Genomic DNA, 23053 nt, shown 5'->3' on the forward strand with positions numbered 1-23053 from the left:
ACAGGGTCCGGGGTTCGTGGACCGCGTCTATTCCCCTTCTTGACCGATTCCGGAGTGTTCCGCGTCCGCAGCTTTCCCGACGAACTCAGTATCGGCAAGGGGGTCGACCGAGATATCCTGATCGAGCGGCGGCAGTTCGAGCACCTCGCGGAACCGGTGAAGCATCGCCACCGTGCCCGGATTCATCTCGCTCACCAGTCCCGGAACGAATTGCACGACCTTCGCGGCGAGCGCCCGTTCGCCGATTTCCGGAAGCAGAAACGGCAGCGTTTCAATCGCCCTCTCGGGTTCGAAGGTCGCGATAAGCGTCTGCTCGTGGATGATGCGCGCGCGGTGCTCGCCCCCCAGGGAACGAAACGGTTCGTCCTGCGTCAAAACAGCCGTCGAGCGCTCCAGACGGTCCCGACGCACAGTGCCGCGATCTTCCGCGAGCAGGATGAGCATGCGGATCACCGCCTCGACAAAGCCGCCACGGTCGATGTTCCACAAGGCCGCCGCGACCTCGGGCAACGCCCTCAGTTCCTCCACGCTCTTGAGCGTGCGCCGTGTCTCATGCGAACGGCCGAACGCTCGCGCCCAGGGATTGGCCCACATGCCGAAGAAGGAGAGTTCGAACGCCATATCCCGAACGTCCCGCCACGCATCGATGGCCTGCTCTCCCATGCGCACGAAAAGCGCCTCCGCCACGAGGAACGGGTTGTCCGGATCCACCCTGTCTCGGGTCTGCCTCACGCGCTCGGCTTCCCCTGCCACGGAGCCAAGCACCGGATTTCTCGTCGACAGGAGGGCCCTGCCGACACGCTGGGGATGCAGTGCCCGTCCAGCTTCCGCAACGGGAGAACTCACACTCGCGCGCACCAGCGGGCGTATCGCGGCATCGTAGACCTGGGCCTGGACCTCTGACATTCGCGCAACGGCTGCGAAGGGCCGCTCATCCGCATCCCCGTCATCGAGTGCCCGCAAGTCGTCAAACGTGCGCTCAACGAAGTCGACCGTGAAGTGCTTGCGTCCGTCGTGCACCTCCACATTCTGGATGCGCATCTCGTAGAGGCCGGGCGCCAGGGCCTCGATGGTCTTGAGCGTCGAGGCGACCTCCGAGTGCTCGCGCCGCGCGATCCGCGAACTCACGAAGATCCCGAGATGCCCGACCTGTTCATGCACCATGTAAATGATGCGCTGGCCCCGAATGCGGATCTCCGCAACATCCGCGTAGGTTTGCACGATCCAGTTCAGGGCCTGCTGCGGCGGGGTAATCGTATCGCCATGGCTGGCGAAGACGATAATCGGCGCGCGGATCGCCTTCAGGTCCACCGGCCGGCCAGGCTCGATCCGGGCTTCGTTCTTCACCAGCCTGTTGCCGACGAAAAGCTGTTCGACGATCCAGCGGATCTCCGCCTCGGTGAGCAGGAAATAGCCGCCCCACCAGGTTTCGAACTCCAGAAACGCCTCCGCCGCGGTGTCCACATCGCGAAACAGGTCCGTGTACTTGCGCCAGAGCGTGCGCGACGGGTTGAGCAGTTCGAAATTCGAAACAAGGTGGGCCCCGTCGAAAAGTCCGCCGCCGACATCCGACAGCATCATCGGCACGATGGCGCCGCCCAGCACACCCGCGTTGTAGCGCATCGGATTTTCGCCAACGATCCCGGACCAGGGAGCGACCGGCGCGCCGTTGACCACGATCGGCCCGTCAAGATCGGGATTGGTTGCGGCGAGAAGAAGCGTCGCCCATCCACCCTGACAGTTTCCAACGACAACGGGCTTCGGCGCCTCGGGATGGCGACGTGAAACCTCGCGAACGAAGGTCGCCTCCGCACGGGTGACGTGGGAGAGAAACTGGCCCGGCTCCGGTTCGCGCCGAAAGGCCACGAAATAGACCGGATGACCGGCGGCAAGGGCAACGCCCACCTGGCTGTCGGTCTTGAAACCGCCAATGCCCGGGCCATGCCCTGCCCTCGGATCGATCACGACATAGGGGCGCCGGCTGTCATCGACCGAAATGCCCTGCGGTGGGACGATGCGCAGGAGCATGTAGTTGCAGGGGAAGGGAAGATCGCGGCCGTCCATGACCACTTCATGGTCATAGACAAGAACCGGCGGACAGCCCGCCGCTTCATGCTCCAGGAAAATGTCTCCGCGCCGCCTCAGCACATCGGCGGTCAGGACAGCCCGCTCGGATGCATCGCGAACATAGGCGATGAGATCGGAGGCGAACCGGTCCGGGCCCGGCATTGCCGCGAGGCGGCTCGCGAGAGAGGCAATTGCCTCGCCCGTATCACGCGCGTTCGCGAGACCGGTATCCCGGATGCGCTCCATATGCCTGGCAAGTGCCCTGGACTGCAGCGAGGCCGCATCGGTCTGCGCGCCGGTTTCGGCCATCGCACTCGTGCGTGCCGTCTCAAAGGCTTCAAGAAGACCCAGGGCGGGCGAGGAAAGCGTCCCTGCACGCGCGGGATCGGCAAGGTCGAACAGGCTCGGCATGCGGATCTCCTTCAGGCCGTGACGGAATAGCCGCCATCTATGTCGTGAACTCCGCCCGTCAGGTTCGCCGCCTCATCGCTGGCAAGGAAGGCGGCCATGGCTCCAACATCGGCAATGGTTGCAAGCTGATGCGTCGGTGCGCGCGCGGCAGCCTGCTCAAGCAAAACGTCGAAGTGATCGATTCCGGAGGCGGCACGGGTGGCGAGCGGCCCTGGCGACAGCGCATGAACGCGAATTCGCTGCTGTCCGAGCTCGAACGCCGCATAGCGAACCGCACTTTCGAGAGCCGCCTTGACCGGCCCCATGAGATTGTAGTTCGGGACCACCCGCGCCGAACCGAAGAAGGATACCGACAGGCAGGTCCCGCCCGTCTTCATCAGCGGCTCGGCCAGCCGGATCATGCGCAGGAACGAGTGAACCGACACGTCCATCGCGGTCGCGAAGCCCTCGGCCGAGCAGTCGATCACGCGGCCGTGCAGGTCCTCTTTCGGTGCAAAGGCGATGGAATGAAGCAGAATGTCCAGGCGGCCCCACCTGCCTTCGATCGTCTCGAAGACCGACTCCATGGCGCCAGGAGACCGCACGTCCAGCGGTGCGATGATTTCCGCGCCGAGTTCCTCGGCAAGCGGTTCGACATGAGGCCGGGCCTTGTCGTTCAGCCAGGTTATGGCGAGATCCGCGCCCTGGTCGCGAAACGCCTTGGCACATCCGTAGGCAATGGAATTGCTGTTCGCAATCCCGACCACGAGAGCCTTCTTGCCGGAAAGGGAGAACATCCGCCACCTCCTGTTGCCTGCCGGGAACATCATCTCCCGCAATGGTCAGCAAAGCGCCAGGATGTGACAAGGGTCTGACGAACCAGACCGATGCGTATTACTGCTTGGCCCCGCAAAGTCGGCCCTCGAGACCACGGGCGGGAAAGCGGAAAGGCAAGACGGGCCGCCGCGATCGAACGGCGGCCCGCGAAACCGGTCAGGCCGTGGGAAGAGTTGCCTTCATCGAAGGCCGGGCAGAAAAATCCTCGAACCAGGCGGCCAGTTTCGGGCGCGACGACCGCCAGTCGTGATCGGCGAAGCGGAAATCGAGGTAGCCCAGCGCGCAGGCCGCGGTCAGGCTTCCGAGCGTTACCGGTCCCGTCAGGTGATCCATCCACTCTCCGGAAAGCGAATCCAGGCCGCTTTCGATTTTCTCCATCTGCCCCCGAGTCCAGTCGCTCCAGCGCAACTCCTGCGGACGCATGACCGTCTCGTAGCGGGCGAGAAGTGCCGCATCCAGAATGGCATCGCCAAGAGCTTCGAGAGTCATTGCGGCGAACCGCTTTTCCCCCGCAGCCGGAATGAGCAGCGGATCGTTGGACAGCGAGTCCACATATGCGCAGATCACCCGGCTGTCATAGAGCGACTGCCCGGTCTCCAGAAGCATCGTTGGGACCTTGCCCGACGGATTGCTTCGCACAATGGTCTTGTCACGGTTGATCGGGCTCGCCGCGGACGGCAGAAGCTCGATCCGGTCCGCCAGCCCTTTCTCGTGCGCCGCCACCATGACCTTGCGGACATAGGGCGAAGCCGGCGAGAAATAGAGTTTCATCAGTCAGGTCCTCCTCGGGTTTCCGGATGTTTTCACGGGTCGCCCGGGCGCCCCTGAAAGGCGTTCCGCAACGCGGCGCCCGGATCGTTCTCAAGTTGCTCGGCCAGAATCTGCCCCGCGTAGATCACGTGCTCGCTCATCAGGTTCTGGGCCCTCACGCCATCGCGATCGGCAATGGCACGCGCGATGCGGTGATGATCGTCATGCGATCGATGGATAATCGCGAAATCATCCCAGAGGATCACCCGGTCCGACACCAGGGGCACGTTGTGGGACTGCTGGACAAAGCGCGCGATCCACCGGTTTCCGGCCGCGGCAATGATCGTCTCATGAAATTCGACATTCATCGCCCTGTAGTCGGGCAACATGTCCGGTTGGAGTTTGCCGGCAGAAAGGATCTGATTCCCTTCCGCGACAAGCTCCTCGAGGCGAGCCAGATCGCCTCGCGACAGTCCCGCCTCGGCGGCGAGACGGCAGGCAAGCCCCTCGAGATTGGCGCGCACGGCAAACGCCTCACGGATGTCGGACACAAGGAACCGACGGATCCGGTAGCCGCGATTGGGCTCATAATCGATGAGACCGTCCTGCGCGAGACGTGCAAGGGCAGTGCGAAGGGGCGTGCGGGAAACCCCGAGGGTTTCCGCGAGATGGTCCTGGTGCAGCCGTTCTCCAGGCATGAACTGCCCTGAGAGGATCATTTCACGGATCGCAGTCGCGGCGGAATCCGCGCTGGTCACATCAGAAGGTGCGATTGGATACATTTCCTTGCTCGACATATGGCGAGAATGTCCGGTTTTCGCCTTTCTGACAAGAGACTTGGCTCATTAATTTATCCATTATTGACTTTCACGGCGCCAGAACGCCTTGACATGCTGTCAGAATGTATCCAATCCTCATGAGCAACACAGGGAGGGACGTGATGACGCTATCCGCGCTCGTCACCGGCGCCGCGGGCGGAATCGGCCGCGCGGTCGCCATGCGGCTTGCCGCAGACGGTTTTCGCATCATTGCCACGGACATGGACGAGGAACGGGCCCGAACCGTCGCGGAAGGCATTCCGGGCGAAGGACACACGGGCCATGCCCTCGACGTGACGGACGAAGCGGCCATCGGCGCCTGCTTCGACGCGGCAGAGGCCCAGGGCACACCCGTCAACGTGGTTGTCGCCGCCGCCGGCATTCTCATCCTCGACGAGACCGGACAGCGGCGCCCGATCACCCAGACCTCAACACAGGAATGGGACCTCACCCAGCGCGTGAACAGCACCGGAACGTTCCTGCTCGTACGTGAGTATCTCCGCCGGCGCACGGCGACACCGGCTCCTTACGCCCGGTTTATCGCCTTCTCCTCGGTGGCCGCGCAGCTCGGCGGCTACCGTTCGAGTTCGGCCTACATCGCCAGCAAGAGCGCCATCTCGGGCCTGGTCAAGGCGGCGGCCCGGGAGGCGGCGTCGCTTGGCGTGACCGTGAACGCGGTCGCTCCGGGGCTTATCGACGCGCCAATGCTCCGGCTGTCGCTCGACCCAGCAAACGACGCGGAGATCGCACGCTCCATTCCGCTCAACCGCATCGGAACACCGGAAGATGTCGCGGGTGCCGTTTCCTACCTTGCGGGGCCGGATGGCGCATATGTCACGGGCGCGACGCTCGACGTGAACGGTGGCTACAGGATGCAGTGACCATGGTTGAGAAAGCCCTTTCCAGACTGTCCTATGCACTTGCCGGTCTGGCAGCCATCTCGCTGCTGCTCATGATGCTCCATGTAACGGGCGACGTCGCCGGCAAGTATCTGCTGAACAAGCCCATTCCGGGAACCGCGGAGGTCGTGGCCAGCTACTACATGATCTCGGTCGTGTTTCTGCCGCTTGCCTGGCTCGAGGTCACGAACGGGCCCATCACGGTCGACCTTTTCTACGAGATGGCGCCCGACTGGATGAAGCGCGGGATGCATGTCCTTGGAACACTGCTTTCCATCCTTCTCTACGGCGTTCTCGCCTGGCTTTCCTGGGAACCGGCCGTACGGGCCTGGGAGATCGGCGAAATCGTCGAGGGCGCATGGAAGGTCACGATCTGGCCCGCGAAATTCGTGCTCCCGATCGGCCTTGCGCTCGCGTGTCTCGCGCTTGCCCTTCGCCTCTACACTCTTCTCTGCGGCCGCCCGTTGCCCGGCTCGGTCGCAGCCGACCACGCAGATCCAGTCTGAGGCAGCCCCATGGACCGTCTTGAAATCGGCTTTGTCGGCATCGTCATCACGCTCGTACTCATCGGACTGAGAGTTCCGATCGGCGTCGCCATGGGCGCGGTCGCGATTGCCGGCATCTACTCCATGCTCGGCCTGATGCCGGCAATCGGCATCGCCAAGGCCATTCCCTACGAGATGATCGGAGACTGGAACCTGTCCGCCGTTCCGATGTTCCTGCTCATGGGATACATTGCGTCCGGCGCCGGCCTGACCAGCGGTCTTTTCGCCGCAGCCCGCGTCTTTCTGAACCGGGTTCCGGGCGGGCTTGCCTCCGCCTCCGTCGCCTCGAGCGCGCTCTTTGCCTCGGCAAGCGGCTCGAGTGTCGCAACGGCGGCTGCCTTCTCGCGCATCGCCATCCCGGAGATGCTGAAGGCCGGCTACGCCCCCTCGCTCGCGGCTGGCTCGGTTGCCGCCGCCGGCACGCTCGGTTCGCTCATTCCACCAAGCGTCCTGCTCATCGTCTTCGGCCTGATGATGGACGTGTCCATCAGCACGCTGTTCGTCGCAGGCCTGCTGCCGGGGCTTCTTTCAGGAGCGATGTTCATCGCCCTAATCACGATCCGCGCGATCCTGAACCCCTCGCTCGCTCCAAAACACGAGGAACATTATTCACTGTCGGAGAAGCTCGCTCTGATACGTGACGTATGGCCGCTGCCGGTGCTGATCGCCGGTGTTCTGGGAGGGATCTTCACCGGCATCTTCACCGCAACGGAGGCCGGTGCCATAGGCGCCTTCCTTGCCGCCGTCATTGCCGCCACCCGGCGCAAGCTCTCGGGCAAGGTTCTCGGCACGGCGCTGATCGATACAGCGCTCTCGACCTCCGCGATCTTCATCATCGTCGTGGGTGCGGCACTTTTCGCCCGGTTCGTCGCGCTGTCGACGGTTCCCGTCTGGGTGACAGGTCATTTCGAGGGCTACAGCGCACTCACGGTGATCCTTCTGATCGGCGCCCTCTACCTCGTACTTGGCTGCTTTCTCGAGAGCATCTCGATCATGCTGCTGACGCTGCCGGTGCTGGCCCCGTTGCTGTCACATCTTGGCATCGACCTGATCTGGTTCGGCATCCTGACCGTGAAACTCCTCGAAATCGGTCTGGTCACGCCACCGGTCGGAATGAACGTCTATGTCATCAGATCCAGCCTTGGGGACACGATCCCGCTTGGACGGATCTTCGCCGGCGTCTCGTGGTTCATCATGGCCGACGTCATCACGCTTGCCCTGCTGATCGCCTTCCCGGCCATCAGCCTGTGGCTGCCTGCCTTCATGGCGAACTGAGGCCCCATCGCCACAAGCAGTTCGCATACCAGAGACGTCCGGGAGGGACGTCTAAAAAAGGGAGTGGGAGAGAGACATGAAGAAGCTGATGGTTCTTGCCGCGCTGGCGGCCGGTCTGGCCGCCTCGACGGCATCGGCGGAGACCTACCAGGCGACGAACTGGATGACGCCGGTTCATATCCTCAACGAGGAAACCTATCAGAAGTTCGCCAAAGAGCTGGCGGAGGACACCGGCGGCGACGTCACCTTCGAGGTGTATTCCGGCGGCTCCCTGGTCCCGGCAAAATCCACCATGCAGGCGATCCGCGACGGCGTGGCCCAACTCGGGATCGTTTATCCGGGTTATACGCCGTCGGAACTGCCGCTCAACAACGTCCTGAACGATCTCGTCTTCGTTTCCGATGACGACATCGCCTCGGCGTTCGCCTACACCGAGATGGGCATGACGAACGCCCGCCTCAAGGCCGAGTGGAAGGAGAACGGCGGCATCTTCGCCGGAGGCTATTCGACACCGGTCTACAACTTCGTCTGCGTGAAGCCGATCCGCACGCTGGCCGACGCGTCCGGCCTGAAGATCCGCACCGCTGGCGGTGCCCAGACTGCATGGGTCGAGGCAATCGGCGGCGTGCCGGTTTCCGTGCCCATCGGCGACGTCTATTCGGGCCTTGCCCGCGGTTCGCTCGACTGCACGATGTCCGACCCGACAAACCTGGACAAGGGCAACAAGTTCTGGGAAGTGGCCAAGTCCGTCACGCGTCTTCCGATGGGCGTGGTCATGGGCGCGAACTACGTCATCAACCGCGACTTCTGGGCCGGTCTTTCCCCGGAGCAGCGCCGGACGATGCTCGACAACATCGCAAAGGGCGAGGCCCGTGCACAGGTTTCCTATCATGTCGGCGTGAACGCGGCCCTCGAAGGATCACGCGAGCGCGGTCTGGAAATCATCGAGCCCTCGCAGGATCTCACCGACAAGCTCTCTTCCTTCCAGACAGGTTTCGTCGAAAGCCTTCCCCAGAAGTCCGTCGAAAGCCGTGGCGTTGATGATCCCAGCGACCTCGTCGCGGAGTTTCAGGACCTTCAGGCAAAGTGGAAAGGCCTTCTCGAAGGCGTCGACCGGACGGACGCAGACGCTCTCGCAAAGGTGCTGAACGAGAACCTCTACGCGAAGATCGACGAGAACACCTTCGGCCTCGACTGAGGCAGGCCCCTCCTGCGGCGGGTGTCTCCTCGCATCCGCCGCCCTTTTCATCGCTCCACAACGGATCCGAACAATGACTGAAACGCCCCTCGCCCTTGTGACCGGCGGAGGCGCCGGTATCGGCGCGGCCATCTGCCGGCGTCTCGCACTTGCCACAGGCGGACCGCGCCACGAGGTCATCGTGGTCGACCGGGACGACCGGCGCGCGGATGACACCGCGCGGTCCATTATCGCAGACGGTGGCAAGGCCCGTGCCGTCGGCATCGACATCACCGACATGGACGCGCTGCGGAAACTCTCGGCCGATGCCGGACCTCTCGATCTGCTGGTGAACAATGCCGGCATCTTCGAGGTGAAAGGCATGTTCGACGTAGGTCCCGACGACTACCGGCGCATGTACGAAGTCAATCTCGTCGCCCTTGCGGAGCTTTCACGTCTTTCCGCCGGGGAGATGCGCGAAGGGACCGCAATCGTCAACATCGCCTCGCGCGCCATGCTCGGAGCACGGAACTACGCCCACTATGTCGCGTCGAAGGCTGCGGTTGCGGGCCTCACCCGCGCCATGGCGCTGGAGCTGGCCGACCGTCAGATCAGGGTCAATGCGGTCGCGCCCGGCGTCATCCTTTCCGACATGCTCAAGGCGCGCAAGGACACCGATCTCGACGCCCTGAAGGCAGCCCAGCCGTCCGGCCGTCTCGGTCAACCGGAGGATATTGCCGAGGCAGTGGCCTTCCTCGGATCAAAAGCCGCGACCTTCATCACCGGACAGGTTCTGCTTGTGGACGGCGGGCGCTCGCTCGGCGGCACCGCAAGCTTTTGAGGAGGAGACGAACTCGCCATGGATAGCTCCCGTTTCTCCGGTCGTACCGCGATCGTTACCGGTGCCGGATCGGGCATCGGCCTGGCCATCGCGACAAGGCTCCACGATCAGGGCGCGACGGTTATCGCCGTCGACCGCAACGCCACCGGCCTCACCATGCTTCCGAACGCAATCGAGAAAGTGAAGGGCAACGTTGCCGATCCCGAACTTGGCGAGCGTCTCGACCAGCAACTCGGCAGGCGAGCCCTCTCGATCCTCGTCAACAACGCCGGCATCGGAGGCGGAGGACGCGCCGACGAAACCAGCGACGACGACCTTCAAAGGTACTTCGACACCAACGTACGCTCCGTCTTTCGCCTTAGCACCTATGCCGTGACGCGAATGCGCGCGACCGGGGGCGGAGCCATTGTGAACATCGCGTCGATCTATGCCCTGGTGGGAGCGACCGCCAGTTCCGCCTACAGCATGACGAAGGCCGCCGTCGCCGGAATGACCCGGCAGATGGCTACCGATTTCGGACCGGAAGGAATACGTGTCAACGCGGTAGCTCCCGGCCTGATCGAAACGCCCCTCACCGCGGAGCGCATCCGCACCGAGAAGTGGCGACACCATATCTTCGTCGAGCAGGCGCCGCTGCGCCGGGTCGGCCAGCCTGAAGACGTGGCGGACGCGGTCGCTTTCCTTGCAAGCGACGAAGCCTCCTTCATCACAGGCAGCACATTGCGCGTGGATGGCGGTTGGGCCGTCGGACGCTATCCGAGGCAGTTCCCCTCCTCCGCCCTCGATCCGTCGGAGATCCAGCCATGAGCGTGCCCGCGAGTACACCGGCACCGGCCTACGACCTTGTGGTTGTAGGCTCGGGTGCCGCCGGGATGGCGGCAGCGATCACCGCGGCGCTTGGCGGGCTCTCGGTCGCCATCCTTGAAAAGGCATCGCACTATGGCGGCTCCACGGCGGTCTCCGGCGGTGCAATCTGGATTCCCGACAATCCGAAGATGCGCGAAGGCGGCATGAGCGACGATCGTGACGCCGCGCGCACCTACCTTGCCGGTGAAACCGGCAACCGGATGAACGCGCCACTCGTGGACGCCTTTCTGGAAAACGGCCCGGAGATGGTCTCGTTCTTCGAGAAGAACACGGCACTTCAGTTCGAGCACCGCGCTTTCTCGCCGGACTATCATCCCGATCGGGAGGGCGCCGCGATGGGCGGCCGCGTTCTGGATGCCGTCGACTACAACGGGCGGCGGCTTGGAAAGAACTTCGACGCACTCAGGCCGCCGATTGCCGATTTCACGGTCTTCGGCGGAATGATGCTGAACCGGTTCGACATCGGCCATTTCATGAAGATGACCCGCTCACCGCGCTCTGCCCTTCACGCGGCCGGGCTGCTCTTGCGACACTTGGGCGACCGCCTGACGCACAAGCGCGGAACCCGCCTCGTGCTCGGGCAGGCCGTTGCGGGACGCCTTGCCGAAAGCGTGTTCGAACTCGGAATTCCAGTGTTCCTGGAGACCGGCCTGACCGGGATTTCCAAGGACGACGGCAAGGTCACAGGCGTCCGTGTCGACCACAAGGGCGTGCCGATGGACATCGTCGCAAACCGTGGTGTCGTCCTGGCAACCGGAGGGTTCCCGCAGGACGCGGCCCGGCGCGCGGAACACATGCCTCACGTCAGGGCGGGCGCGCGACATTTTTCGATGTCTCCCTCGGCAAGTGCCGGGGACGCCATCTCCGTGGCTCTCGATGCCGGAGGTCATCTGGTGGAAAGCAACAGCAACGCCGCCTTCTGGACCCCCGTTTCACTCCTGCCGAGAAAGGAAGGGCCGCGTCCCTTTCCCCATCTGTTTCTCGACCGCGCCAAACCCGGTGTCATTGCCGTTGGCCGCGACGGGCGGCGTTTCACGAACGAGGCGGCCTCCTATCACGACTTCGTTCAGGGAATGCTCGGTGCCGGACACCACTCGGCATGGCTCATCTGCGACCACCGGGCGCTACGCCGCTACGGACTGGGCGCGGTTCGGCCCTTCCCCGCCCCCTTTGGCCATCACCTTCGCTCAGGGTACCTCAAGCAAGGCCGCACGGTTGAAGAGCTGGCCCGCGCAATCGATGTACCGGTCACGGAGTTGCGCGATACGATCGAGCGCTTCGGGCTCGATGCCGAGGAAGGACACGACAGGGCCTTCGGCAAGGGATCTACCGCCTACCAGACCTATCTGGGGGATGCGGAAAACAAGCCCAATCCCTGTCTGGCGCCACTTGCGACGTCTCCCTTCCATGCCATCGAGATCTTCCCGGGAGATATCGGCACGAGCATTGGCCTCGAAACAAATGCAAGCGGATGCGTTCTGGACGACAAAGGCATGCCGATCGGCGGCCTCTATGCCTGCGGCAATGACATGAACTCGATCATGGCGGGCGCATATCCGGGGGCCGGCATCACGCTCGGACCGGCTCTCACCTTCGGCTACATCGTCGGTCGCCACGCAGCCGCGAACCAGCCCGCCCCGGTTCCCGCCTGACACCCGACAGTCGGTGAACTGTCGCGAGCAAGGGCATTGAAGCAAATGCCCGGCACAACTATGTTCGCCACGTTCTCAGGGCGGGGTGCAATTCCCCACCGGCGGTATGCCGCTCCAGCGGCAAGCCCGCGAGCGCCCTCGAGGATTGTTCGGAATTTCCCGGGACGATCCTTGAGGGGTCAGCAGATCAGGTGAGATGCCTGGGCCGACGGTGAAAGTCCGGATGGAAGAGAACCGGCGAACCGGTGTGCGGAGGCGCAAGCCCCGATCCGGATCGTGGGTGATCGCCTTGGGTGACCTGACCGAAATCGCCCGTTCGGGCAACGACCAAGGTGATCCAATGACTGCGCCCCGCTTTGCCTTCATCAAGGCCAACTGGCATTCCGACATCGTCGACCGGGCCCTTGAGGGCTTTCTCGAGCTCATCCCGGCCGAGCAGGTCGACGTGTTCGACGTTCCCGGCGCCTTCGAAATGCCACTTCTCGCACGCGACCTTGCCGAAACCGGCATCTATGGCGCGGTCGCCGCCGCGGCCCTCGTCGTGGATGGCGGCATCTACAGGCATGACTTCGTCGCAAGCGCCGTCGTGGACGGCCTGATGCGTGCAAGCCTCGATTCCAGTGTGCCGGTTCTCTCCGTCTCGCTGACGCCGCACCAGTATCGCGACGATGCGCATCACAATGCGATCTATGGCACCCACTTCGTGGAAAAGGGCCGCGAGGCGGCGCGCGCCGCACTGGCCGTCGTCGAGCTTCGCGACTCCATCGCGGAGCGGCTTGCCTGAAAACGGCAATCCCGTTCTTTGCACCCAAACGGAAAGGCCGCCGCCCGGATCGGGCGGCGGCCTTTTGCTTAGCAGGTATCCGAGGGCCGGGGTCAGCCGGCCTTCGCGACCTCAATGGTGACGTTCTCGCCACCAACCTCATGAGTGGCGGAATGCCGGTCACCGGAAGCATTTGCCGTTTCGGCAACTGCAAACTCGACCGCCAGCGTGTCCTGCATGATACGCTCGCGATGTTCCTCGATGGCCGGAACCAGTGTCGCGGGCAGAACGAGCGACAGGCTGATGCGATCGCTCACATCGAAGCCAGCCTCCTTGCGTGTCTGCTGGATGAGACGCACCACATCACGAGCGTGACCCTCGCGCTCGAGCTCGGGATAAAGGCGCGTATCGACGACGACGACACCGCTGCCCCCGTCGAAGAGACCCGTGTCTGATCCTTCCGGAGCATTCACGCGCATCGTGTAGTCCTCGGGCGGCAGTTCGACCCCTGCCAGTTCGACGATACCGTCAGGGCGAAGCGTCCAGTCACCGGACTTGGAGGCGGTCATCACCTCCTTCATCTTCTTGCCCAGGCGCTTGCCGATCTGCGGCTTGACGACGAGGCTGTGCTCGCCCACCGCGAGCGGATCGGCCTCGAGCACCAGTTCCTTGACGTTCACCTCTTCCGCAATGAGCCTTGCGTAGTCGCGCAGGTCCTCGATGTCCTTGTGCGCAATCGTCAGCGTCTTTAGCGGCAGACGCGCACGCAGGCGCTTGGCTTCACGCAATGACATCACCGACGCGCAAACGTCGCGGATCAGGTCCATGCGACGCACTAGGTCGGGATCGTGCGGCAGCTTCGCAGCTTCGGGCCAATCCGCGAGGTGAACCGACAGTTCGCCCGTCAGGCCCTTGTAGATTCGCTCGCTGACGAAGGGTATCATTGGCGCGAGAACACGCGTCAGATGGGTCAGCACCGTGTAGAGCGTGTCGAGCGCATCCTTCTTGTCCTGGTCCAGTCCGTCGCCCCAGAAGCGCGAACGCGAGCGGCGGATGTACCAGTTGTTGAGCGCATCGATGTAGCCCGGCACATGGGCATAGGCGCCCGGGATGTCGTAGGCATCGAGCGAGCCCTGGATCTTCTCGATCAGCTCACGGGTCTTGGCCAGGATATAACGGTCGAGAAGCCCCTTCTGATCGAAGCGCACCTCGGCCTTGTACTTGTCCGCGTTGGCATAGAGCGTGAAGAAGTAATAGGCGCTCCAGATCGGAATGATCGCCTGGCGCAGCGCCTGAGCGATGCCGCGTCCATCCTTGGCGACGGCCAGATCGCCACCGACCAGCAGCGGCGAGGACAGCATATACCAGCGCAGGGCGTCCGCGCCGTAGGTGTTGAACACGCCGACCGGATCCGGATAGTTCTGCAGCCGCTTGGAGAGCTTCTGCTTGTTCTCGTCCAGCACGACACCGTGACAGACGGCATTGCGGAACGGAGCACGGTCGAAGATCGCAGTCGACAGCACCATCAGCGTGTAGAACCAGCCACGTGTCTGGGCCACATACTCGACGATGAAGTCAGCCGGGAAGTTGCGGTCGAACCGCTCTTTGTTCTCGAACGGGTAGTGCTCCTGCGCGAAAGGCATCGAGCCGGAGTCGAACCACACGTCGAGAACTTCGGGCACGCGCCGCATCATCGACTTCCCGGTCGGATCGTCCGGGTTCGGGCGCACCAGTTCGTCGATCATCGGACGGTGAAGATTGTCCACCGTCACGCCGAAGTCGCGCTCGATCTCCTCGATGGATCCGTAGACATCCGTACGCGGGTACTCGGGGTCGTCGCTGACCCACACCGGGATCGGGCAGCCCCAGAAGCGGTTGCGCGAGATGTTCCAGTCGCGGGCATTTTCGAGCCACTTGCCGAACTGGCCGTCCCGCACATGGGACGGCACCCAGTCGATCTCCTTGTTCAGCTCGACCATGCGGTCCTTGAACTGCGACACCGCCACATACCAGGCGTCGATGGCCTTGTAGATCAGCGGCGTGTCGGTGCGCCAGCAGTGCGGATAGTCGTGGAGATACGTCTCGTGACGGAACACGACACCCTGGGCCTTGAGGTCGCGAATGATGTCCTTGTTGGCCTCGATGACGTTCTGGCCGGCGTAGTCCGTGACCTCAGCCGTGTATTTGCCCGCCTCGTCGACCGGCACGACAAGCGGAATGTTCCGGTCGCGGGCGAGTTCGAAATCTTCCTCACCGAATCCCGGAGCGATGTGCACGCAGCCCGTGCCGTCGCCCGCCTCGACCCAGTCCGCGTCGAGCACCACGAAAGCATTCTCGGTCCTGGCGAAGTAGGGGAACAGCGGCTCGTAGGACAGGCCGGCGAGGTCCCGCCCCTTCACGGTCTCGACCCTGGTCCATTCGCCGAATTCGCGCTCGTAGCGCTCCAGCGCGGCATCGGCGAGAACGACACGCTGGCCGTCCTTCTCGAGCACCTGATAGTCGAGATCCGGCGAGACCGCGAGCGCCAGATTGGACGGCAGGGTCCAGGGCGTCGTCGTCCAGGCGAGGAGCCTGGTGGGAACGGACGAAAAGCGCTCGCCCTTCAGCAGGAAGCCGACGGTGAGCGCCGGATCCTGCCGCTCACGGTAGGAGTTGTCGAGGCGGGTCTCGAAATTCGAGAGCGGCGTCTGCACGGCCCAGGAGTACGGCACGACGCGATAGCCGCGATAGACCAGCCCCTTGTCCCAGAGCTGCTTGAAGCCCCAGATCACGCTCTCCATGAAGGAGAGGTTCATGGTCTTGTAGTCGTTCTCGAAATCGACCCAGCGCCCCTGGCGATTGACGTAGTAGCGCCACTCGTTCGTGAAGCGCATGACGGACACCGAGCAGTGCTCGTTGAATTTGCCGATGCCGTACTCGAGGATCTCGTTGCGCCCCGAGATGCCGAGTTCCTTTTCCGCCGTGAGTTCGGCCGGAAGGCCGTGGCAATCCCAACCGAAACGGCGCACGACACAGTCGCCGCGCATCGTCCGGTAACGCGGGATCAGATCCTTGACGAAACCGGTCGCCAGATGGCCGTAGTGCGGCAGGCCGTTCGCGAACGGAGGCCCGTCATAGAAGACATATTCGCCGGCTCCCGGCTGGTCGCGGCGGTTTTCGACGGAAGCCTCGAAAATCCTGTTCTCTTCCCAGAACTTGAGGATGTCTTCCTCCAGCTTGGGAAAATTTGGGTTCGGATCGATGGCTTCATACATCGCGACTGTCCCGCTTGTGTGTTTGTCCGCGAAAGGGACGGGCATTTCCAAGAATGCGTGGGTTAGCCGACCGGCGCGCAAAAGACAATGTCGGACACCGTCCACGCCCGCATACGGCCGCAGTTTCGCTTCACGCGCGCGTCACCCGGTCGTCGGCGGCCGCGAAGCGTCCGCGCGTATCGACGATCCGCCGCGCGACACGCGCGATCATCGCGTAGTCGAAAGCATCGTGATCGGTGGCCACCACCACGACATCCTGTGCGGCGATCCTGGCCTCATCCGCGACGACACTGGCCAACCGCGTTCCGTCCTCCAGCGTCAGCGACGGCACGAACGGATCCGAATATGCCAGATCGGCACCATGACGGAGCAGGCCCGACATGACGGTGAGACTTGGCGACTCCCGCATGTCGTCGATGTTCTTCTTGAAGGCGGCGCCGAGGACCAGAACCCGGGCTCCGTTGAGCGCCTTCCGGTCGGCATTGAGCGCGGCCATCGTCTTTTCGACGATGTAGTCGGGCATGTACCGGTTGATCTCGCCCGCAAGCTCGATGAACCGGGTATGAAGCCCGTACTCGCGCGCCTTCCACGTGAGATAGAAGGGGTCCACCGGGATGCAGTGACCTCCAACGCCCGGCCCCGGGTAGAAGGGGGTGAAGCCGAACGGCTTGGTCGCGGCAGCTCGGATCACATCGAAAATATCGATGCCCATGCGGTCGGCCAGCGTCTTCATCTCGTTCACGAGACCGATATTGACGGCCCGGTGGATGTTTTCCAGCAGCTTGGTCATTTCCGCGACGCGGGTGGAGGCAACCGGCACCAGCGTATCGACCGCTGGGCCATAAAGCGCCTCTGCCGCCTTCAGACAGGCTTGCGTCACGCCGCTCACGACCTTCGGGATCTGGCGAATGCCGAATTTCTCGTTTCCCGGGTCCTCGCGTTCCGGCGAATAGACCACGAAGTAATCCTCGCCGAGCGCCAGTCCGCTTTTCGCGAGCTCGGGAAGCATGTCCTCCTCGGTGGTTCCGGGATAGGTGGTCGATTCCAGTGCCACCACCTGACCACTCCTCAGATACGGACAGATCTCCCTGGCGGCATCGAGAATGAAACTGATGTCCGGGTCGTGGTATTTTCCAAGCGGCGTCGGCACGCAAATGATGAGCGCATCACATTCCCCCGCACGCGAAAAATCCGTGGTCGCCTCGAAAGGAGCCGGAAAACGCATGTCCTCGACCCGGGCACCAACGTGACGCCGCCAGCCGTTGTCCGCGTTCAGCGCGGCGACCTTTCCGCCATCCACGTCAAAGCCGACGATCCTGTGGCCCAGTTCGGAAAAACGGTGTGCCAGTGGCAGTCCGACGTAACCAAGGCCAATAACCCCGATAACGGCGCTGCCGTCTCTCATCGCTTCTGAAAACGCGGCAAGTGCATGGGAAGGCTGCATGATACGCTCTTTGAAGGTGTTCCTGGCGGACAGGCGCGCCTGAACAGGCGGGATTGCACCTGCCTCTAACACGATTTCTCACGGTCGAGGGATAGGCCAGAACCGGATTTCGTGCAAAAGGACATCAATGCGCGAGATTCTGATCGACATCGGCCGTCTCGTCCGGCGCCTGAACCGTTCCACACCAACCGGGGTCGACCGCGTGGTTCTCGCCTACGAGCGCGAACTGAGAGCGCGGTTCGGCGAGCGCGTGGTCTGCGTGGACACATTCGCCGGAAGGACGATCCGGTATCGCCCCGCCTTTGCGAGGAGCGTCCTGGATGCGACCGCATCGCGATGGCGGAACGGGGGGCATGGGCCGGCGCCATCCCGCCAGCGGGCAATCGCCGAAGGTATCGCCGGTGCACTTTTCTCACCTGCATCGCGTGAGAAGCAGACACATCCGCCGTTCTTCCTTTGTCTGGATCATCGCGGACTGATGCCAGGCGGCACGGTCCAGCGCCTGTCGCGAAGCGGTGAGGCGGAATGCGTCTGCCTGCTGCACGACCTCATTCCACTCACGCATCCGGAATATGTGGTGCCTGCCCAGGTCGGCCGACACGCGGCCCGCATCACAACCATGTCCCGTCATGCGAAGCTTGTGATCGCAAATTCACAAGACACCGCGGATCACTTTCACCAACAGTTGCAAGCGCTGGATCTCGAGGCACCGGAAATTCTCGTCTCGCATCTCGGCATCGAGACACATGCGCCTTCAAGCCGGTCCACATCGGATTCAAGCCCAGATGGCAAAAGGCCCTACTTCGTCGTGCTCGGGACGATCGAGGCACGCAAGAATCATCTCCTGCTGCTGAACCTCTGGCGGGACATGGTGCATTCAGCCGGCAAAGAGGCATTCGCAAGCGTGCCCAAGCTCGTCATCGTCGGACGCCGGGGCTGGGAAGCGGAAGCCGTCTTCGACATGCTGGATCGCTGTCCGTCTCTCAAGGGGCACGTCCGGGAGCTCTCGGACATGCCGGACACGGATTTGACGACCCTGATCGACGGCGCGCGCGCCCTGCTCTTTCCTTCGTTCACGGAGGGTTTCGGGCTTCCGCTCGCGGAGGCCATGGCGCGGGGCGTTCCCGCAATCGCCTCCGACATCGGTGCTTTCCGCGAGATCGGGGGCGGTGCTCCGGAACTCCTCTCCCCCCTGGACGGACCGGCGTGGCGCGAGGCCATTCAGGACTACTCGGAACCGGGCTCCGCACGACGGGCCGCACAGGTCGAACGCCTGACCGACTACAGGCCACCGGATTGGTCGTCGCACATGGACGCGGTCTGCGCGCGACTCGAGCTCGACTGAGCCGCGCGCAGAGGATCAGATGGTCTGGTTGTAGTCGCCGACCTCATCGTTCTCCCGCAGGAGCTTATCGACGGCCTTGAACATCTCGCGCATGCGCGCCTCGGACACCGGGCTCTCGACGACAACGACAAGCTCGGGCTTGTTCGACGAGGCCCGCACAAGCCCCCAGGTCCCGTCCTCCGTGACGATGCGCACACCGTTCACAGTCACGAGATCCGTAATTCTCTGACCCGAGAAGCTCTCGCCCTTGTCGCTCATGTCACGGGCCCGGGCGACAACGCGATCGACAACCTCGTACTTGATTTCGTCCGGACAGTGCGGGGACATGGTGGGAGATCCCCACGTCTTGGGCAGCGCGCGGCGCAGATCCGCCATTGTCTTCCCCGGATTGCGATCCAGCATGTCGAGGATCGCGATCGCCGAGACGAGACCGTCGTCGTAGCCGCGACCGATCGGTGCATTGAAGAAATAGTGTCCGGACTTTTCGAAGCCGACCAGCGCATCGAGTTCGTTGACCCGGCGCTTGATGTAGGAGTGACCGGTCTTCCAGTAGTCCGTCTCGGCTCCATTGGCCAACAGCTCGGGATCGGTCGCGAAGAGCCCGGTCGACTTCACATCGACGACGAAGCGCGCGCCCTTGTGCAGCGCGGACAGGTCACGCGCGAGCATGACACCGACCTTGTCGGCGAAGATCTCCTCGCCCTCGTTGTCGACCACGCCGCAACGGTCGCCGTCGCCGTCGAACCCCAGTCCGACCTCAGCACCCGTCTCCAGAACCTTGTCCCGCAAGGCATGAAGCATCTTCATGTCCTCGGGATTCGGATTGTAGCGCGGGAACGTGTGATCGAGTTCGCAATCAAGCGGGATGACCTCGGCCCCGAGTGCCTCGAGGATGCGCGGCGCGAAGGCGCCGGCGGTGCCATTGCCGCAGGCCGCGACAACGCGGATCGGGCGCGACAGTTTTTCCCGGTTCGTGAGATCCTCGAAATAGCGGTCCGGGAAGTTCTCGACAAAGCGGTAAGTCCCGCCCTTCCCTTCCTGATAGAGACCGTTCAGGACGATTTCCTTGAGCCGGCCCATCTCGTCCGGTCCGAAGGTCAGCGGACGGTCGATGCCCATCTTGACGCCGGTCCAGCCATTGTCGTTGTGCGACGCGGTGACCATCGCCACCGCCGGAACATCAAGCGCGAACTGCGCGAAATAGGCCATCGGCGAGAGCGCCAGACCAATGTCATGCACTTTCACGCCACCGGCCATCAGTCCGGCGACGAGAGCCATCTTAATCGAGGAGGAATAGCCGCGAAAATCATGGCCGACCACGATCTCCGGCCGCACCTGGCGTTCGTGCATCAAGGTGGCGATACCAAGCCCGAGGGCCTGGATGCCCATCAGGTTGATTTCCTTCTCGAACAGCCACCGGGCGTCGTATTCGCGAAACCCCGTCGGCTTGACCAGCGGCGACGACTCGTAGGCATAGGTATTCGGCTTCAGGTCGGCAACTGGAACTGGCAGCATGGATGGTTCCTCAGGTTGTCCTGCAAATGGGCGGGCGTGATTGACAGGCGGTCCCCGATCAAACGCCTCAAGTCCCGGATGGTTCGCTTCCCTCGTCCGCATAGCGGACAATGTCGTCGTCACCGATATAGGCGCCCGACTGGATTTCGATGACACGTGTCGCGACGCGCCCCGGATTGGCAAGCCTGTGACGCGCGCCGACCGGGGCATAAGCAGACTGGTTTTCGGTTATAAGATGGCGCTCGCCCTCAATCGTGATCTCCAGTGTCCCGGAAACGACAACCCAGTGTTCCGCGCGATTGACATGGCTTTGTTCAGTCAGCGAGGCTCCCGGCTTGATCTCGATCTCCTGAACCTGGAACCTCTCGCCGGAAGCAATCTCCTCACGCGATCCCCATGGCCGCCAGGCCCTGCGGTGCTCGCGGATTTCCCGACGCCCATCGACTTTTAGCCGGTCGACGATCGTCTTCACGTCCTGTGCGTTGTCCTGGTTTGCGACGAGAACCGCATCCTTCGTCGCAATCACCATCACCTTCTCCAGGCCGATCACGGACACGAGCGCTTCATCGCTGATGACGAGATTGTCGCGCGCCTTGAGGAACATCGCCTCCCCAAGAGCGCTGTTTCCCTCCTCACCCTTTTCAAGCGTCTCCCAGACGGCTGACCAGGATCCCAGATCGTTCCAGCCGGGGTCGACAGGAACGCACATGATGCGCTCACAATGCTCCATGATCGCATAATCGATGGAAATATCGGGAACAGCGGCAAAAGCCTCGGCGTCGAGACGAAGGAAGTCGAGATCCCTGCGCGCGCCTGCCAACGCTGCCCGCGTGCCGCTGAGAACCTCCGGCGCCTGACGCTCGAATTCCTCGATCATCGCACGGGCGGAGAACAGGAAGATCCCGGCGTTCCAGACATAGTTGCCGTCCGCGAGGAAGGTTTCCGCACGCTGGCGGTCGGGTTTTTCGACAAAAGCCTCGACAGGCCGCACGTCGCCTTCTTCCGGCTTGAGCCGGATGTAGCCATAACCCGTATTGGGCTCGCTCGGCGAAATCCCGAAAGTGACGATATTGCCCGCGCGTGCCGCCGGCTCCGCCGCCTCGACCGCCCGGACGAACAGGTCGGGCCTCGCAACAAGGTGGTCGGACGGCGCCAGCAGCACGAGCGCGTCGTCGTCCTGTTCGAATGCAAGCAGGGCAGCGAGCGCGGCCGGCGCGGCGGTGTTTCGCCCGATGGGCTCGAGAACGATCGAGCCCCCGGACCGGCCGGCACCGGCCATCTGCTCACCGACAAGGAAGCGATGGTCGGCATTGCAGATGACGAGCGGGCTCGCGAAATGGTCGGAAGCAAACCGCTTCAGGGTTTTCTGGAACAGGCTCTCACCGTCAAACATCGGCAGGAACTGTTTCGGCCGCATGGAGCGCGACATGGGCCACAGCCGCGATCCCGATCCGCCCGACAGTATGCAGGGAATGATGGTCATTGGGGTCCCCCGTCGGAGACGGCGCCACTCGGGAATCGCCGCAAGATGATGCTTGTATTCTGGAAATCACCTTCGATTGGTCCCGTCAACATCGCCCCGCACCATCCCGACCGGCTGGCGGACGTCGAGGAAGCAGAACTTTGCGACACACCAAAGTCGCGCCTCCCGTCACGGGTGACGTTCTCAGGCTTCCGGTTTCCGGCAAACGACGAGATAGTCCAGCCGCCTGCCGTCCACATACTCCTGATAGCGCATGCTGCCGGGCATGTCCGCCCAGGCAAGCGCATAACCCCGGAACGGCCAGGGCACCCGGTCGATCAGCGCCTTGCGGCGCGGAACATCGGCATCGATCGCGGCAAAGACATTCGCGGTGATATCCGTGACCTCGACAAGCTCGAGACCAAGCCGTCCGGCTTCCGCCTGGACCATGAGGCGATGCTCTTCGAAACCGGCATCGGTGTAACCGGTCGAAAACGACAGGACACCGCCCGGCGCAAGCACCCGTGTCGCCTCCTTCATAAACGGTTTGAGCCCGACGTAGCCAGCCGCACCAACGCTGAAGACCATATCGAACCGCCCGTCCTCGAACGGCTGGGACAGGGCATTCCCGATCTCGACACGGGCACCGTCCAACTCCCGCAGGCGGCGTCGCGCCACCTTCGCGGCGGTCGCGTTGACGTCCAGTCCCACGATGCTGTTTCCTGGAAACCGGTGAGCGGCCACCCGCATTCCGCCTCCAAGACCGCAGCCGATGTCGAGTATGGAACGCGGCGAAGCCCCCGAGGCGTCCGTCCAACCGTCGAGCACGCGGTCATACAGGGTGGCTTGCAGCGGTTCCCTGTCGAAGGGAGGGCAGGTCTTCAGCCATTCGGACACCGGCGCGTATCCGCTGTTGAAGAAGTTCTGATGCCGCGCGGGCGAGAGGCGATAGAGCACGACATAGATTGTCTGCTGAAGCTTGCGCTGCAGAGGCCTCGGGAGACGTCTCTGGAAGTGGCGTTTCAGCGTGAAGAGAAAGGACATCCGGGACAGGGACCTGCGGCAGCTTGCGAGATTGCCTTCCGCCCATACCCTAGCACGACCGTGATCGCAACGCGGCGGGCATCATTGCCCGCCGATATCCGACAGCCG

At 63.2% G+C, this 23053-nt stretch carries 18 protein-coding genes and 1 riboswitch; of the genes, 9 read left to right on the forward strand and 9 right to left on the reverse strand.

Going from position 1 to position 23053, the window contains the following annotated elements; translation table 11 throughout:
• Positions 1-27 precede the first annotated feature (27 nt).
• From ACYX4S_RS10555 to ACYX4S_RS10570, 4 genes are all read right to left on the reverse strand, one after another.
• Positions 28-2478, reverse strand: coding sequence for a DUF3141 domain-containing protein (locus tag ACYX4S_RS10555; protein WP_476360127.1), 2451 nt, complete (start codon positions 2476-2478; stop codon positions 28-30).
• 11 nt (positions 2479-2489) lie between these two features.
• Positions 2490-3254, reverse strand: a complete 765-nt coding sequence (gene fabI / locus ACYX4S_RS10560; RefSeq protein WP_476360128.1) for an enoyl-ACP reductase FabI — start codon at positions 3252-3254, stop codon at positions 2490-2492.
• Between the two features lie 196 nt (positions 3255-3450).
• Positions 3451-4065: a glutathione S-transferase gene (locus ACYX4S_RS10565; protein ID WP_293721090.1), complete on the reverse strand. Its 615-nt coding sequence runs from the start codon at positions 4063-4065 to the stop codon at positions 3451-3453.
• 32 nt (positions 4066-4097) lie between these two features.
• A complete protein-coding gene (locus tag ACYX4S_RS10570; protein ID WP_476360129.1) occupies positions 4098-4841 on the reverse strand; it encodes a GntR family transcriptional regulator in 744 nt (247 codons plus the stop codon).
• 143 nt (positions 4842-4984) lie between these two features.
• Here ACYX4S_RS10570 and ACYX4S_RS10575 point away from each other — a divergent pair, with 143 nt between their 5' ends.
• The 8 genes from ACYX4S_RS10575 (at position 4985) to ACYX4S_RS10610 (ending at position 12902) form a co-directional block, all read left to right on the forward strand.
• Entirely contained in the window at positions 4985-5743 is a 759-nt protein-coding gene (locus ACYX4S_RS10575) for an SDR family NAD(P)-dependent oxidoreductase (RefSeq protein ID WP_476360130.1), read from the forward strand.
• Between the two features lie 2 nt (positions 5744-5745).
• The gene (locus ACYX4S_RS10580; RefSeq protein ID WP_422068496.1) at positions 5746-6267 is read left to right on the forward strand and encodes a TRAP transporter small permease subunit; all 522 of its coding nucleotides are present in this window, start codon (positions 5746-5748) and stop codon (positions 6265-6267) included.
• Positions 6268-6276: 9 nt separating this feature from the next.
• Positions 6277-7581, forward strand: a complete 1305-nt coding sequence (locus ACYX4S_RS10585) for a TRAP transporter large permease (protein ID WP_293721086.1) — start codon at positions 6277-6279, stop codon at positions 7579-7581.
• Positions 7582-7657: 76 nt separating this feature from the next.
• The gene (locus tag ACYX4S_RS10590) at positions 7658-8779 is read left to right on the forward strand and encodes a C4-dicarboxylate TRAP transporter substrate-binding protein (protein ID WP_476360131.1); all 1122 of its coding nucleotides are present in this window, start codon (positions 7658-7660) and stop codon (positions 8777-8779) included.
• 73 nt (positions 8780-8852) lie between these two features.
• Positions 8853-9599 (forward strand): SDR family NAD(P)-dependent oxidoreductase, encoded by a 747-nt coding sequence (locus ACYX4S_RS10595; protein ID WP_476360132.1) that lies wholly within the window; start codon positions 8853-8855, stop codon positions 9597-9599.
• An 18-nt stretch (positions 9600-9617) separates the two neighbouring features.
• Positions 9618-10406 carry an SDR family NAD(P)-dependent oxidoreductase gene (locus ACYX4S_RS10600; RefSeq protein ID WP_476360133.1) on the forward strand — a complete coding sequence of 263 codons (789 nt, stop codon included), beginning with the start codon at positions 9618-9620 and terminating at the stop codon, positions 10404-10406.
• Positions 10403-12118, forward strand: coding sequence for an FAD-dependent oxidoreductase (locus ACYX4S_RS10605; RefSeq protein ID WP_476360134.1), 1716 nt, complete (start codon positions 10403-10405; stop codon positions 12116-12118). Before ACYX4S_RS10600 ends, ACYX4S_RS10605 begins: the two co-directional genes overlap by 4 nt.
• A 67-nt stretch (positions 12119-12185) precedes the next feature.
• Positions 12186-12357: riboswitch (FMN riboswitch) on the forward strand.
• Positions 12358-12458: 101 nt separating this feature from the next.
• Positions 12459-12902: a 6,7-dimethyl-8-ribityllumazine synthase gene (locus tag ACYX4S_RS10610; protein ID WP_293721080.1), complete on the forward strand. Its 444-nt coding sequence runs from the start codon at positions 12459-12461 to the stop codon at positions 12900-12902.
• A 92-nt stretch (positions 12903-12994) separates the two neighbouring features.
• Here ACYX4S_RS10610 and ileS read toward each other — a convergent pair whose 3' ends face one another.
• Together ileS and ACYX4S_RS10620 are read right to left on the reverse strand one after the other, a co-directional pair.
• A complete protein-coding gene (ileS, locus tag ACYX4S_RS10615; protein WP_476360135.1) occupies positions 12995-16135 on the reverse strand; it encodes an isoleucine--tRNA ligase in 3141 nt (1046 codons plus the stop codon).
• A gap of 130 nt (positions 16136-16265) precedes the next feature.
• Positions 16266-17579 (reverse strand): nucleotide sugar dehydrogenase, encoded by a 1314-nt coding sequence (locus ACYX4S_RS10620; protein WP_476360136.1) that lies wholly within the window; start codon positions 17577-17579, stop codon positions 16266-16268.
• Between the two features lie 127 nt (positions 17580-17706).
• Here ACYX4S_RS10620 and ACYX4S_RS10625 point away from each other — a divergent pair, with 127 nt between their 5' ends.
• A complete protein-coding gene (locus ACYX4S_RS10625) occupies positions 17707-18924 on the forward strand; it encodes a glycosyltransferase family 4 protein (protein WP_476360137.1) in 1218 nt (405 codons plus the stop codon).
• A 15-nt stretch (positions 18925-18939) separates the two neighbouring features.
• On the opposite strand, the gene ACYX4S_RS10630 is transcribed toward ACYX4S_RS10625, so the two are convergent.
• The 3 genes from ACYX4S_RS10630 to ACYX4S_RS10640 form a co-directional block, all read right to left on the reverse strand.
• Positions 18940-20439, reverse strand: coding sequence for a phosphomannomutase/phosphoglucomutase (locus tag ACYX4S_RS10630; protein WP_476360138.1), 1500 nt, complete (start codon positions 20437-20439; stop codon positions 18940-18942).
• Positions 20440-20506: 67 nt separating this feature from the next.
• On the reverse strand, positions 20507-21922 hold the full coding sequence (locus ACYX4S_RS10635; protein WP_476360139.1) for a mannose-1-phosphate guanylyltransferase/mannose-6-phosphate isomerase: 1416 nt from the start codon (positions 21920-21922) through the stop codon (positions 20507-20509).
• A gap of 183 nt (positions 21923-22105) precedes the next feature.
• Entirely contained in the window at positions 22106-22945 is an 840-nt protein-coding gene (locus ACYX4S_RS10640; RefSeq protein WP_476360140.1) for a class I SAM-dependent methyltransferase, read from the reverse strand.
• Between the last annotated feature and the right edge of the window lie 108 nt (positions 22946-23053).

The organism is Stappia sp. ABD4_338 (genome assembly GCF_056312175.1).

Excerpts from the sequence above, each read along its gene's own strand:
- ACYX4S_RS10570 (WP_476360129.1), bottom strand. The coding sequence starts at position 4,841 with ATGTCGAGCAAGGAAATGTATCCAATCGCACCTTCTGATGTGACCAGC.
- ACYX4S_RS10595 (WP_476360132.1), top strand. The coding sequence starts at position 8,853 with ATGACTGAAACGCCCCTCGCCCTTGTGACCGGCGGAGGCGCCGGTATC.
- ACYX4S_RS10565 (WP_293721090.1), bottom strand. The coding sequence starts at position 4,065 with ATGAAACTCTATTTCTCGCCGGCTTCGCCCTATGTCCGCAAGGTCATG.
- ACYX4S_RS10635 (WP_476360139.1), bottom strand. The coding sequence starts at position 21,922 with ATGACCATCATTCCCTGCATACTGTCGGGCGGATCGGGATCGCGGCTG.
- ileS (WP_476360135.1), bottom strand. The coding sequence starts at position 16,135 with ATGTATGAAGCCATCGATCCGAACCCAAATTTTCCCAAGCTGGAGGAA.
- ACYX4S_RS10610 (WP_293721080.1), top strand. The coding sequence starts at position 12,459 with ATGACTGCGCCCCGCTTTGCCTTCATCAAGGCCAACTGGCATTCCGAC.
- ACYX4S_RS10585 (WP_293721086.1), top strand. The coding sequence starts at position 6,277 with ATGGACCGTCTTGAAATCGGCTTTGTCGGCATCGTCATCACGCTCGTA.
- fabI (WP_476360128.1), bottom strand. The coding sequence starts at position 3,254 with ATGTTCTCCCTTTCCGGCAAGAAGGCTCTCGTGGTCGGGATTGCGAAC.
- ACYX4S_RS10580 (WP_422068496.1), top strand. The coding sequence starts at position 5,746 with ATGGTTGAGAAAGCCCTTTCCAGACTGTCCTATGCACTTGCCGGTCTG.
- ACYX4S_RS10605 (WP_476360134.1), top strand. The coding sequence starts at position 10,403 with ATGAGCGTGCCCGCGAGTACACCGGCACCGGCCTACGACCTTGTGGTT.
- ACYX4S_RS10625 (WP_476360137.1), top strand. The coding sequence starts at position 17,707 with ATGCGCGAGATTCTGATCGACATCGGCCGTCTCGTCCGGCGCCTGAAC.
- ACYX4S_RS10555 (WP_476360127.1), bottom strand. The coding sequence starts at position 2,478 with ATGCCGAGCCTGTTCGACCTTGCCGATCCCGCGCGTGCAGGGACGCTT.
- ACYX4S_RS10600 (WP_476360133.1), top strand. The coding sequence starts at position 9,618 with ATGGATAGCTCCCGTTTCTCCGGTCGTACCGCGATCGTTACCGGTGCC.
- ACYX4S_RS10640 (WP_476360140.1), bottom strand. The coding sequence starts at position 22,945 with ATGTCCTTTCTCTTCACGCTGAAACGCCACTTCCAGAGACGTCTCCCG.
- ACYX4S_RS10620 (WP_476360136.1), bottom strand. The coding sequence starts at position 17,579 with ATGCAGCCTTCCCATGCACTTGCCGCGTTTTCAGAAGCGATGAGAGAC.
- ACYX4S_RS10575 (WP_476360130.1), top strand. The coding sequence starts at position 4,985 with ATGACGCTATCCGCGCTCGTCACCGGCGCCGCGGGCGGAATCGGCCGC.
- ACYX4S_RS10630 (WP_476360138.1), bottom strand. The coding sequence starts at position 20,439 with ATGCTGCCAGTTCCAGTTGCCGACCTGAAGCCGAATACCTATGCCTAC.
- ACYX4S_RS10590 (WP_476360131.1), top strand. The coding sequence starts at position 7,658 with ATGAAGAAGCTGATGGTTCTTGCCGCGCTGGCGGCCGGTCTGGCCGCC.